The 11,275-nt window shown below is 69.5% G+C and carries 12 protein-coding genes; 10 read left to right on the top strand and 2 right to left on the bottom strand.

Going from position 1 to position 11,275, the window contains the following annotated elements; translation table 11 throughout:
• Window positions 1–106: 106 nt before the first annotated feature.
• The gene (locus TsocGM_RS16845) at window positions 107–829 is read left to right on the top strand and encodes a formylglycine-generating enzyme family protein (RefSeq protein ID WP_126726624.1); all 723 of its coding nucleotides are present in this window, start codon (window positions 107–109) and stop codon (window positions 827–829) included.
• Between the two features lie 331 nt (window positions 830–1,160).
• Window positions 1,161–2,441 carry a Gfo/Idh/MocA family protein gene (locus TsocGM_RS16840; RefSeq protein ID WP_126726623.1) on the top strand — a complete coding sequence of 427 codons (1,281 nt, stop codon included), beginning with the start codon at window positions 1,161–1,163 and terminating at the stop codon, window positions 2,439–2,441.
• 262 nt (window positions 2,442–2,703) lie between these two features.
• Here the strand turns inward: TsocGM_RS16840 and TsocGM_RS16835 are convergent, their stop codons facing one another.
• Window positions 2,704–2,883 (bottom strand): hypothetical protein, encoded by a 180-nt coding sequence (locus TsocGM_RS16835; RefSeq protein WP_126726622.1) that lies wholly within the window; start codon window positions 2,881–2,883, stop codon window positions 2,704–2,706.
• Between TsocGM_RS16835 and TsocGM_RS16830 the strand changes: the two genes are divergently transcribed.
• The gene (locus TsocGM_RS16830; protein WP_126726621.1) at window positions 2,870–3,076 is read left to right on the top strand and encodes a hypothetical protein; all 207 of its coding nucleotides are present in this window, start codon (window positions 2,870–2,872) and stop codon (window positions 3,074–3,076) included. The two genes, TsocGM_RS16835 and TsocGM_RS16830, sit on opposite strands and share 14 nt — an antisense overlap.
• Window positions 3,073–3,501: a type II toxin-antitoxin system VapC family toxin gene (locus tag TsocGM_RS16825; protein ID WP_126726620.1), complete on the top strand. Its 429-nt coding sequence runs from the start codon at window positions 3,073–3,075 to the stop codon at window positions 3,499–3,501. Before TsocGM_RS16830 ends, TsocGM_RS16825 begins: the two co-directional genes overlap by 4 nt.
• Before the next feature lie 21 nt (window positions 3,502–3,522).
• On the opposite strand, the gene TsocGM_RS16820 is transcribed toward TsocGM_RS16825, so the two are convergent.
• Window positions 3,523–4,368 (bottom strand): carbon-nitrogen hydrolase family protein, encoded by an 846-nt coding sequence (locus tag TsocGM_RS16820; RefSeq protein ID WP_126726619.1) that lies wholly within the window; start codon window positions 4,366–4,368, stop codon window positions 3,523–3,525.
• Window positions 4,369–4,536: 168 nt separating this feature from the next.
• Here TsocGM_RS16820 and hpnC point away from each other — a divergent pair, with 168 nt between their 5' ends.
• The 6 genes from hpnC (at window position 4,537) to TsocGM_RS16790 (ending at window position 11,268) form a co-directional block, all read left to right on the top strand.
• A complete protein-coding gene (hpnC, locus tag TsocGM_RS16815; RefSeq protein WP_126726618.1) occupies window positions 4,537–5,541 on the top strand; it encodes a squalene synthase HpnC in 1,005 nt (334 codons plus the stop codon).
• The gene (locus tag TsocGM_RS16810) at window positions 5,538–6,449 is read left to right on the top strand and encodes a phytoene/squalene synthase family protein (RefSeq protein ID WP_126726617.1); all 912 of its coding nucleotides are present in this window, start codon (window positions 5,538–5,540) and stop codon (window positions 6,447–6,449) included. The genes hpnC and TsocGM_RS16810 overlap by 4 nt, the downstream gene beginning before the upstream one ends.
• Entirely contained in the window at window positions 6,446–7,966 is a 1,521-nt protein-coding gene (gene hpnE / locus TsocGM_RS16805; RefSeq protein ID WP_391732661.1) for a hydroxysqualene dehydroxylase HpnE, read from the top strand. Before TsocGM_RS16810 ends, hpnE begins: the two co-directional genes overlap by 4 nt.
• Window positions 7,967–8,144: 178 nt before the next feature.
• Window positions 8,145–8,816: an adenylate kinase family protein gene (locus tag TsocGM_RS16800; protein WP_126726616.1), complete on the top strand. Its 672-nt coding sequence runs from the start codon at window positions 8,145–8,147 to the stop codon at window positions 8,814–8,816.
• A gap of 149 nt (window positions 8,817–8,965) precedes the next feature.
• Window positions 8,966–10,255, top strand: a complete 1,290-nt coding sequence (locus tag TsocGM_RS16795) for a MotA/TolQ/ExbB proton channel family protein (RefSeq protein ID WP_126726615.1) — start codon at window positions 8,966–8,968, stop codon at window positions 10,253–10,255.
• A gap of 215 nt (window positions 10,256–10,470) precedes the next feature.
• Window positions 10,471–11,268: an Ig domain-containing protein gene (locus TsocGM_RS16790; protein ID WP_158633597.1), complete on the top strand. Its 798-nt coding sequence runs from the start codon at window positions 10,471–10,473 to the stop codon at window positions 11,266–11,268.
• Window positions 11,269–11,275 lie beyond the last annotated feature (7 nt).

Below are 11,275 nucleotides of genomic sequence, written 5' to 3'. Positions count from 1 at the left end.
CGCTGCCCCTACCAGGTCCTGGGCCTGGTGCTGCCGACCGCCGACTTCTGGGAGCTGCTGCAGGCCGACCCCGCCGCATTGACGCAACAACTGTCAACCCAACAGGATGGCGGATGAGACAGTGCCCGAGGGGGAGCAGATCGCCGACGCGATCACCCGGCCGACCCCACCCTATGCCGACGAGACGTTCGGCTTGGGACGCGAAGGGCAGCCGGTGATCTGCATCACCTGGCATGCGGCCATGGAATACTGCCGATGGCTCTCGGCCAAGACCGGACACACTTACCGCCTGCCCACCGAGGCCGAGTGGGAGTATGCCTGCCGGGCCGGCACGACCACGGCCTACCACTTCGGCGACGATCCGGCGATGCTGGACGAATACGACTGGTACTTCGAGAACTGCGAGGGGCCCCAGCCGGTCGGGACCAAGAAGCCGAACCCGTGGGGCCTCTATGATATGCACGGCAACGTCGCCGAGTGGGTCCTGGACCACTACGTTGCCGACATCTATAGTCGGAGGTCGCAGGACACCCCGACGGTCCGGCCGGTGGTCGTGCCGGACGAGTACGAGTACCCCTACGTCGCCCGGGGCGGCTCGTGGGACTTCGATGCCTACGACTGCCGCAGCGCCTCCCGCCACGTCTCCGACCCCGACTGGAGCGTGCAGGATCCGCAGCGTCCCCAGAGCATCTGGTGGCACACCGACGCGACGTTCGTCGGCTTCCGGATCGTCCGCGCCTTCGACGAGCAGCCCGAGCTGGTCGGGCTGCGGTCGAAGATGATCAAGGGCAAGGGCCCCAAGCCGGCCGAGGAATCGGACGGTCGGTGAGCCGAGGCGAGGAGGCGCGATCACGCCTCAGAGGGCGGGGATGGTGGATGACGGAGGGTGGTTGACCAAGGGCCGAGGAGCTTCCCCGAGCCGGGGGGTGGTCGGCGGCCTCGGCCGGAGGCCAGCGCGGCCTCTCGAGACGGCCAACCCCGAATCGGTCGGCGGATCGCCCGCATCGCCCGGGGGCGATCCGCCCTTGGCCTTCGGGCACCCGCCCTCCCTCCGCCATCCCGGTCTCGGCTTCCGGCCCCCGGCCTTCAAGGGGCCGTCGGCGATCGAATCATCCGGCATCTGTCGTCTGGGATGCCGGCCTTCCCAGGGAGTCCCGAACATGACCGGTCCGAATCCTTCGCGACGAAGCTTCCTTCGCTCCTCGGCCGCGGCGGCCGTCGGCACGGCCTCGCTGGCGGGTGTGCCGAACGCCTTCGCGGCGGGCAGCGACACGATCAAGGTCGGCGTGGTCGGCTGCGGCGGCCGGGGCACCGGCGCGGCGGAGAACATCTGCGAGGCGGCCAGCCAGGCGGTTTCGCTCAAGCTGCACGCCCTGGCCGACGTCTTCCAGGACCGGGTCGACCAGTGCGCCGACCGCCTGGCGAAGAACGACGTGGTCGGCGACAAGTTCGATGTCGCCCCGGATCGGAAGTTCGTCGGCTTCGACGCCTTCGAGAAGGTCATCGACTGCTGCGACCTGGTGATCCTGGCCACTCCTCCCGGGTTCCGCCCGCAACACATCGAGGCGGTGATCAAGGCCGGCAAGAACCTCTTCTGCGAGAAGCCGGTCGCCGTGGACGGGCCGGGCATCCGCAAGGTGCTCGCGGCGGCGAAGCTGGCCAAGGAGAAGAACCTGGCCGTCGTCACCGGCACGCAGCGGCGGCACCAGGCCGGCTACATCGAGTCGATGAAGCAGATCGCCGACGGCGCCATCGGCGACGTGATCACGGCTCGGGTCTTCTGGAACCAGGGGAACATCTGGGTCCGGGACCGGCTGCCGGGCATGGACGACATGGCGTACCAGCTCCACAACTGGTACCACTTCCTCTGGCTGTGCGGCGACCACATCGTCGAGCAGCACGTGCACAACCTGGACGTCGCCCGCTGGGCGTTCGGTGACGAGCACCCGGTCTCCTGCGTCGGGATGGGAGGCCGGCAGGTCAACGACGGCCCCGGCTTCGGCCAGAGCTACGATCACTTCGCCGTCGACTACGCCTTCGCCGACGGCCGACACGTCCTGAGCATGTGCCGCCAGATCGACGGCTGCGCCAAGGACGTCTCCGAGTACATCGTCGGCTCCAAGGGGACCGCGCACCTGATGCCGGGCAACTACAGCTTCCCCAGCGGCCGACTGCGCGTCCGCTCCGAGATCAATCCGTACGTCCAGGAGCATATCGACCTGCTCAACAGCATCGCCACCGGAGAGCCGCTGAACGAGCTGGAGCGGGTCGCCCACAGCACCCTGATGGCGATCATGGGCCGAGACTCGGCCTACACCGGCAAGGAGATCACCTGGGAGGAGGCGCTCAACTCCGAGCTGGACACCTTCCCCAAGGAGCTGGCGTTCGGCCCCCGGCCGGAAATCGTCATCCCCAAGCCAGGGGTGACGAACTACTCCTGAGGCCCGTCCCTTCAGCCAAGACGAGGCCCGCGACCGTTCCCTTCCGGTCGTGGGCCTCGGTCGTTTCGATCCGATCCGATCCGGGGCATTCGAGGAGGCGTCCCGGGGATCACCTTACGTCCTGGCGGACTCGGGATGAGAGGAGGCACTGCTGGAACCCCTCCGGGGAAGCGTGGGCAGGTCTCGGATCGTCGGATGGCCGATCGTCTGACGACGCGCCGTTCCGACCCCGGTCGGCGAGATTCGATCGAGGGCCGGTCGCTCATCTCCGGTGGTTCGGGAGGGCGATCGGACCGTAGAATTCCGGTCGGCGGTCGGCGATGCGGTCGATCTCCTGGACGCCGGGGATGCGGACCAGCTTCTTGGTGCGGGAGCGGTTCGGGTCGAGGTCGGCCGTTGGCGTACTGGTACACGTGCGAGGTCGAATGATGCCAGTCGACACCCCGATCGAGCAGCGGCTCGCGGCAGTCGAGGCTGCCGTCGCCGAGCTGCAGCGCCGGTTGCCTCCTACCCGGGAGTCCTGGTTGGAACTGGTGGTCGGCTCGTTCAAGGACGAGCCGGCCTTCGAGGAGGTGCTCGCCCTCGGCCGAGCCTTCAGGGAGTCGGACCGCCCGCAGGCGAGCGAGTCGTCGTGACCTACTTGCTCGACACGGACCATCTCAGCATCCTCCAGCGCGAGCAGGGGGCGGAATTCGCTGCCCTGTCGTCGAGGCTCGCCCGCGTCGATCCGTCGGAACTGGCTCTCTCCGTCATCAGCTTTCACGAGCAGGCCCTGGGCTGTCACACGTACATCCTTCGGGCCCGGAGTCCGGCCGACGTCGTCCGGGGCTACGAGATGCTCGTCCGGGTCCTCCGGGCGTTCGCCGCAGCCCCCGTCCTCCCGTTCGACGCGAAGGCATCGGCCATCTTCGACGACCTGGCGGCGCACCGGCCGCGCGTCGCGACGATGGATCTCCGGATTGCCTCCATCGCCTTGGCCCGAGGGCTCATCCTCCTGACGAGGAATGTCGGCGACTTCGGCAAGATCCCCGGGCTGAGGACGGAGGATTGGACCTTTTGACCCGCGATCCCGGACCCGGGGTCATCGCCCAGGATCGGTCGGGGAGGCGATCGGGCCGTAGAATTCCGGTCGGCGGTCGGCGATACGGTCGATCTCCTGGACGCCGGGGATGCGGACCAGCTTCTTGGTGCGGGCGTGGTTCGGGTCGAGGTCGGCAAGGAGCACCGCCTCGGCGGTGGGGCCGCCTTGGGCGAGAACGAGGCCGGAGGGGTCGACGATCGAACTGCAACCGATGAACGGGATGTCCCGCTCGGCGCCGACGCGGTTGACCGCCATGACGAAAACGGTGTTCTCGATGGCTCGGACGATCGGCAGGTGGTCGGCGGCGGGCTGACTGCTGGGGGGCCAGTTGGTGGGGAGGACAAGGACGTCGGCGCCGGCGAGGGTCAGAAGGCGGCCGGCCTCGGGGAAGGTGCCGTCGTAGCAAATGTGCAGGCCGATGCGGAGGCCGGCGGCGTCGAGCACGGAGAAGGGGCGATCGCCGGGGTCGGCGAAGCGGTCGACTCCCATGAAGGGGAGATGGATCTTCCGGTAGGTCGCCAGCTCTCCGGCGGGGCCGACGAGGGCGCAGGCGTTGAAGAGGCGGTCGCCGTCGCGCTCCAGCAGGCCGACGACGGCCCAGACGCCGCGATCGGCGCAGGCCTCGGCGAGGCGGTCGAGAGCGGGGCCGGGGATCGGCTCGGCGTGCTCCAGCGCCTCGGCCCTCGAGTCGAAGCAGTAGCCGGTCAGGGCGCACTCGGGGAAGACGACGAGCCGGGCGCCGGCGTCGGCGGCCTCGGCCAGACGATTGAGGACGGCGAGGAGATTCCCCTCGCGATCTCCAAGGACCGGGTCCATCTGCACGGCGGCCACGCGGACGGTGCTCATCGCGGCGACTCCAGGGGGATTGTCCCGGAGCACGCTACCACAGCCGAACCTGACGCCGCTATCGGCCTCCCCGACCGAGGAGCGGGACAACTGGCCCGATCGGCCGGGGTCGGATAGGATACACCCCTCGCGGAGCCGTCCCCGCCGCCCCGTTGCCGAGCCTCCCCGATGCCCTCGTTCGCCGACGACCTCCGCCGGTTCGGGCCCGAGTCCGACTCCAGTGTCTCGAAGGAGGAGGCGCTGGCCTATTGCGCCCGGCTGACGGCGTCGCATTACGAGAACTTCAGCGTCGTCACCCACCTGACCCCCCCGCACCTGATCCCCGCGTTCCGGGCGGTGTACGCGTTCTGCCGGTGGTCGGACGACCTGGGGGACGAGGTCGGGGACCGGGATCGGGCGGTGGAGCTGCTCCGGTGGTGGCGAGGCGAATTGCGGTCAATGTACGCCGGAGAGCCAAGGCACCCGGTGATGATCGCCCTGGCGGACGTCGTGGCCGAGTTCGCCATCCCCATCGAGCCGTTCGAGGATCTGATCTCGGCGTTCGAGCAGGATCAGGTGGTTTCGGATTACGACTCGTATGACCAGTTGCTCGACTATTGTTCGAGGTCGGCGAACCCGGTTGGGCGGCTGATCCTGTACCTCGGGCGGGTGCACGCTCCCGAGAACGCGGCGCTGGCGGACGCGACCTGCTCGGCGCTGCAACTGACGAACTTCTGGCAGGATGTGTCGAGGGACCTGGACATCGGCCGAGTCTATTTGCCCCGAGAGGACCGGGAGCGGTTCGGCTACCGCGATGAGGATCTGTACGCCCGGAGGTTCACTCCCGCCTTCGCCGAGCTGCTGGCCTTCGAGGTGGCGAGGGCTCGGGAGCTGTTCCGGATCGGCGCGCCGCTGGCGGATCGGATGCCGGGACGGTTGGCGATCGACGTCGAACTGTTCACGAGGGGGGGGCTGGCGATTCTGGATCGGATCGAGGCGCAGGGGTTCGACGTGTTCCGGAAGCGGCCAACGGTGGGCAAGGCGGCGAAGATCGGGCTGCTGCTGAGGGTGATCCTGGCCAGGGCCGCCCGTCCTCGAGGCCCGATCGGGGCTCCGGGGCTGAGCGAAGCCCGGATCGGAGCATCGCGTCGAGCCGAGCCGATCCCAACGACTCGCCAGGAGGGTGAGCGATGAGCGATGCGCTCGCCCAGAGCTACCGGTTCTGCCACGCGCTGTCGAGGCGCGAGGCGAAGAATTTCTACTACAGCTTCCTGCTCTTGCCGCCGAGGCTGCGGCGGTCGATGTGCGCGCTCTATGCGTTCCTACGGCACACGGACGACCTCGCGGACGAGCCCGGGACCATTGAGGAGAAGCGGACCGGCCTGGTGCGGTGGCGGTCGGACCTGGATCGAGCGCTGGGCGGCGAGGCGGTCTCCTGGCCCGGGTTGCCGGCGCTGGCCGACGCGGTGGGACGGCACGGGATTCCGCCGAGGTTTCTGCACGAGGTCATCGACGGAGTGGAGATGGATCTGGAGCCGAGGCCGTTCGGGACGTTCCAGGAATTGCACGGCTATTGCTACCGGGTGGCGTCGGCGGTGGGATTGTGCTGCATTCACATCTGGGGATATCGGTCGGACGGAGGGAAGGCCGAGGCGCTGGCGGAGGCATGCGGAGTGGCGCTGCAACTGACGAACATCCTGCGGGACGTTCGGGAGGACGCGCTGCTCGGGAGGGTGTACCTGCCGATGGAGGACCTCGACCGCTTCGGCGTTGCTCCCGACGAGCTGAAGGCGCCGGTGCCGAGTGACCGGCTGCGGGCGCTGCTGGCGTTCCAGGGAGGGCGGGCGTATGAGTTCTACGGCCAGGCGAGCCCGCTGATCCGGCTCGTGGCCCCGGTCGGCCGGCCCGTGCTGGCGGCGATTGTGGGAATCTACCGGGGGTTGCTGGACGAGATCGCCCGGCGCGACTACGACGTGCTCGCTTCCCGGGTCTCCTTGCCGGCGTGGCGGAAGGCGGTCATCACGGCCGGGGCACTGGCGGGCCGGCTCTCGTCGGACCCGGGTCCGGGTCCGGGACCGAGGACGGAGGGCATGACGCCGTGATCGAGGCGCATTCCCCCGATGCCTCGAGGGACGAGGCCGTCAGGTGCCCCCTTCCGCCTCGAGTGGTTGTCGTGGGGGGCGGGCTGGCGGGGCTGGCGACCGCCTCGGCCCTGGTGAGGCGGGGGTTGCACATCACTCTGCTGGAGAGTCGGCCGAGGCTGGGAGGCCGGGCATCGTCGTTCGTGGATCCGACCTCGGGCGAGCCGATCGACAACTGCCAGCACGTGAGTATGGCCTGCTGCACGAACCTTGCCGACTTCTGCCGAAGGGTGGGGACCGACGGCCTGTTCCGCCGCGTGCCAGCCGTTGACTTTCTCGACGAATCCGGGAGGATCTCCCGGCTTCGCGCCGGGAGGTTGCCGGCGCCGTTGCACTTGACGGAGAGCTTCCTGGCGGCGAGGTACCTGACGTTCACCGAGAGGCTCCGCGTGGGCTGGGGCATGGCGTGCCTGCGGTTCTCGGCCGGGGATCGACCCGGAGAGTCGTTCGAGGCGTGGCTGCGGCGGCACGGCCAGACGGATCGGACGATCGACCGCTTCTGGGGGACGGTGCTCGTCTCGGCCCTGAACGAGCGGCTCGACCGGATGGATGTGGGCCACGCGAGGAAGGTGATCCTCGACGGCTTCCTTCGCAACCGGACCGGGTACCAGATGGAGATCCCCACGGTGCCGCTCGGGGAGCTGTACGGGGTGAGGCTCCAGCAATGGCTGGAGGCGGAGGGGGTGACGATCCGCCTGAAGTCGGGAGTCAAGGCGATCGAGCTGGAGGATGAGGGAGCCATCTCCGGGGTTCGGCTGCGGAGCGGCGAGCGGATCGCGGCCGATTTCGTGGTGCTGACCGTGCCCTACGACCGGGTGCGGTCGCTGATCCCGGACGCGGCGGCAGCGGCGATTCCCGGGTTGGACCGGGTGGTGGAGATGGAATCGTCGCCGATCACCGGTGTGCATTTCTGGTTCGACCGGCCGGTCTGCCCGCCGGAGATGGAGCACGCGGTGACGGTCGGGCGGCTGATCCAGTGGGTGTTCAACCACTCGGCGATCCAGGGGAGGGAGCCTGAGGGAGGGGGCCAGTATCTGCAACTGGTCATCAGCGCCTCGTATGACCTGCTGCCCCTGGACAAGACCAGCATCCGGGACCGGGTGCTGGAGGACCTCTCCTCGATCTGGCCGTCGGCACGAGAGGCGACCCTGAGGCGGTGGTGGGTCGTCACGGAACACGGGGCGACGTTCTCCGTGCGGCCGGGGATCGAGGCGCTGCGGCCTCCGCAGCGGACCCCGATCGACGGGCTGTATCTGGCCGGCGATTGGACCGACACCGGATGGCCCGCGACGATGGAAGGAGCGGTGCGCAGCGGGTACCGGGCTGCGGAGGGGATCCTGGCGGATCTCGGGAGCCCGAGGCGGCTAGTCCGTCCCGAGTTGCCGACGGCGCCTCTGGCCCGGCTCCTGCTCGGCTCGCCGAAGGCTCCGGCTCGGCCCTCGGCTGGAGGGAGGAGCCGCTCCCCCCTGCCCCGTTGATCGAGCCGGAGCCGATCCGGCCGTTTCGTCGGCGAGCCAGGAACCAGGGGGAGCCAAGTGGCCGCGACGGCGGGCCGCTCGGGCGGATAGAATGGGGTTTTGGGCGGCCCGCCGGCCCCGGCCCGGTCGGGGAGGGTCGTCGTTTCGATTTCGAACCGATGAGCGAGCCTCGATTCCGATGGAGAACCGTCCTCCCCTGCACATCGTGATCTTCGGCCGGCCTGGAAGCGGGAAGAGCAGTCTGGCCGAGCGGCTGGGCGAGGCGCACGGATTCGCGATGATCCGAACCGGAGAGCTGCTCCGGGAGGCCGTCCGCCGGGGAGACGCCCTGGGCACGCAGATCGAGGAGCTGCTGGCCGCCGGCCGCCTCGTGCCGGACGACCTCGTTGGCGAGGTGCTCGCCTGGAATCTGTCCGTCCTGCGGCGGGATCGGCTTCTCTTCGACGGATTTCCCCGCACGATCGGCCAGATCCCGCTGCTCCGTCGGCTGGAGGAGTTGGTCGACTTCCGGGTCGATTACTACGTCGAGATCGCCGTCTCGGCCGCCGAGGCGGTCGCTCGCATGGAGGGCCGGCGCGTCTGTCCGAGCTGCGGCGCGACCTATCACGTGCGCAAGAACCCGCCGGCCGCCGAGGGGATCTGCGACAAGGACGGCACCGCGCTCGTCCGGCGGGCCGACGACGCCCCCGACGTCCTCGGCGTCCGCCAGCAGGTCTACGAGACGCAGACCGGGCCGGTCGTCGAGTACTATCGGACCGCCCTGCCCGACCGCTTTCTCCGGATCGACGGCGAGCAGTCCTTCGAGGCCGTCTCGGCCGACCTGGAGCGGGCGCTGGGGCTGGCCTCCTGACGGGGATCGCCCCGCCTCCTCCCCCGAGCCGGCGGACTCGCGCTGAACGCGCTGAAGTCGCCGCGCCGATCGGGCCGATCATTCGGGTCGGAGGGCCGGCCCGGAGGGTCGGCGCGAGCGGTCCGTCGGTGGTGCAGGAGGAGGTGCGCATGTCCCGCGACGCGAAGGCCGGGGCGAGGGGAGGCTCGTCGGCCTCCTACGCCGGGGCACTGGCATTGCTGCTCCTGGCCCTGGCGTTCCCGGTGGGGTTGATGGTCTTCAACCCCACCCTGATGTTCGAGCGCGGCTGGCACCAGTACGCCGGTACGGCCATCTACGGCTGGGCCCTGGTGATGCTGCTCCGCGAGTGGAACCGCCTGCGACGCGACGAGCGCGCCTTCGCGGTGGCCCCCGAGTTGCTGGACCGCGTCTCCTCCGGCGAGGCGGTCCCTGCCTCCGACCGGCGCTTGCTGCCGAGCCGACTGCGACAACTCGACGGCCACGCCCGGGGAGAGGCGGCGCCGACGGTCGGACAGCTCATGGAGCTAAACCGGGAAGTCTCCGGGCTGGACCAGGAGCGCACCGCCGGCCGGTTCACGCTGACGAAGTACATCCTCTACTTGCTGCCGGTCATCGGCTTCATCGGCACGGTGGAGGGGATCAGCCACGCGCTGGGGAACATCAGCGTGGTGCTGCCGATGGTCAAGGAGCTGGACGGCTTCCTCAACAACCTGACGGGGGTGACCTCGGCACTCCAGGTGGCCTTCGACAGCACGCTGCTCGCGCTGTTCCTGAGCGCGGCCCTGATGTTCGTGCAGACGGTCGTCTACCGCCTGGCGGAGGATCATCTGGCCCGCGTCGATGCCTGGGTGGTCGAGTTCGTCTTGCCCCGCCTTGGTCGGCCGGAAAGGGCGGGAGAGGCGATCGCCCCGCACCTGGACCGCCTGCGCGAGGAGCTGATCGCGGCAATCTCCGACCGACTGGGAGATGGCTTCGGTCCGTCGGTCGATCGCTTCGCGGCGGCGATCGACCCGCTGCCACGAGCGCTGGACGACCTGAGGCGCGGGGCGGAGGCGATCGGCAGGCTGGGAGACGATCTGGGGGCCGTGGGCGAGGCGAACGAGTCGATCCGACGGGTGCTGTCGGCGCTGGCGAGGATCGAGGCGGCGTTGGCGGAGCCACCATCGGTCGAGCCGCAACTGGAGCCGATCCGACGCGGGCTGGACCGGGCGACGGTGGCCGTCGAGTCGCTGGCCGACCAGTGGGCGTCGGCGTTCGAGCGGTCGAGCCGGTCGACCCAGGAGCAGCTGGCCCGGACGCTGGCGAGCCTGAAGGAGGCGCTCGACCTGCTGCACGTGAGCATGGAACAGGGGAACGCCTTGTATCGCAATATTGTCCGGAAGATGTTCGACGAGCGGACGTCGGGGATCGTCGTGCCGGACGCCTCGAAGGCGGCTTGACGGGAGCTTGGGGCCGCTCGGGGGGGGACTGAGGCCGGAGGCGAGTCGGGATGGGGGGGACGCCGATCGGAGGGGTGGTCCCGATCGAGGCAAGCGAACGCGCGATGCCGTCCCCTCCTTCCCGCCCCGCGACGGACGACCTCCCCGATCGGCCGCGCGCCCCGTCTCCTCGGTTCGGGACGGATCCATCGGGCAGAGAGCAGGAGCGATCGGCCATGCGACGAGGACGTCGAGGAGGTCATGGGGTCCTGGAGTTCGGCGGCTCGGGGGAGGATTCCTTCGTGGCCGTTGTGGTCACGAAGTTGACCGGGGCCTTGCTGTTCATCCTGCTGCTGTCGATGGTGATCATGGCGTTGATCCCGAAGGCGATCGACCCATCGCCGCCGGGGTCGTCGGGCGAGGCGGAGCCGCTGGCGATCGCCACGCCGGAGCGATTGCCGGAGGCGATCTCGGGCCGGCCGTATGAACTGGCGCTGTCGGCGACGGGGGGCACGGGGCCCTTGCGGTGGGCGATCGATGGGGATCTTCCCGAAGGGCTGGAGTTTGACGCCGGGCGGGGACTGATCCGGGGGACTCCCGAGGTCGGCACGCCAGGGCCCGTCGCGTTGCGAGTGATGGTCAGCGACGGGAGGAGGAGCGATGCGAAGGGGTTGTCGCTGGTCGTCTACCGCCCGGACGGCCCCCTGACGGTCCCCTCTCCGGTGGAGGCGGCCTTGAGGCTGCCTCGACTCCCGTGGCGAGCCTGGGGAGAACTGGGCCTGGGTTTCGTGATGCTGCTGCTGGTGCACATGGTGGCGATGAACGGGGTTTCGGAGATGGAGCGAAGGTCGGAGGCCCCGGGGCGGCGGTTCGCGATCTACCGAGGGGTGGTGCGGGCGTCGAGCCTCTCCGCGGTGATCGTGCTTGGCACCTGGCTCTGGTCGCATCGCGACGCGAGGACCGCCGCGCCGATTACCTCCCCGGAGTCGACGATCGCCTCGGCGGGAACGACCGATTCGATCGTGCCGCGATGAGGTCGAC

The sequence above is a fragment of the Tautonia sociabilis genome, from assembly GCF_003977685.1.
GTDB lineage: Bacteria > Planctomycetota > Planctomycetia > Isosphaerales > Isosphaeraceae > Tautonia > Tautonia sociabilis.
Note: the sequence above shows the minus strand (reverse complement) of the source record. Positions and strands in the feature narration are given on the sequence as shown.

Bases quoted from the DNA above. Each gene is read 5' to 3' on its own strand.
- TsocGM_RS16845 (WP_126726624.1), top strand. From the start codon at position 107: ATGGCGGATGAGACAGTGCCCGAGGGGGAGCAGATCGCCGACGCGATC.
- TsocGM_RS16840 (WP_126726623.1), top strand. From the start codon at position 1,161: ATGACCGGTCCGAATCCTTCGCGACGAAGCTTCCTTCGCTCCTCGGCC.
- TsocGM_RS16830 (WP_126726621.1), top strand. From the start codon at position 2,870: ATGCCAGTCGACACCCCGATCGAGCAGCGGCTCGCGGCAGTCGAGGCT.
- TsocGM_RS16820 (WP_126726619.1), bottom strand. From the start codon at position 4,368: ATGAGCACCGTCCGCGTGGCCGCCGTGCAGATGGACCCGGTCCTTGGA.
- hpnC (WP_126726618.1), top strand. From the start codon at position 4,537: ATGCCCTCGTTCGCCGACGACCTCCGCCGGTTCGGGCCCGAGTCCGAC.
- TsocGM_RS16810 (WP_126726617.1), top strand. From the start codon at position 5,538: ATGAGCGATGCGCTCGCCCAGAGCTACCGGTTCTGCCACGCGCTGTCG.
- TsocGM_RS16800 (WP_126726616.1), top strand. From the start codon at position 8,145: ATGGAGAACCGTCCTCCCCTGCACATCGTGATCTTCGGCCGGCCTGGA.
- TsocGM_RS16795 (WP_126726615.1), top strand. From the start codon at position 8,966: ATGTCCCGCGACGCGAAGGCCGGGGCGAGGGGAGGCTCGTCGGCCTCC.
- TsocGM_RS16790 (WP_158633597.1), top strand. From the start codon at position 10,471: ATGCGACGAGGACGTCGAGGAGGTCATGGGGTCCTGGAGTTCGGCGGC.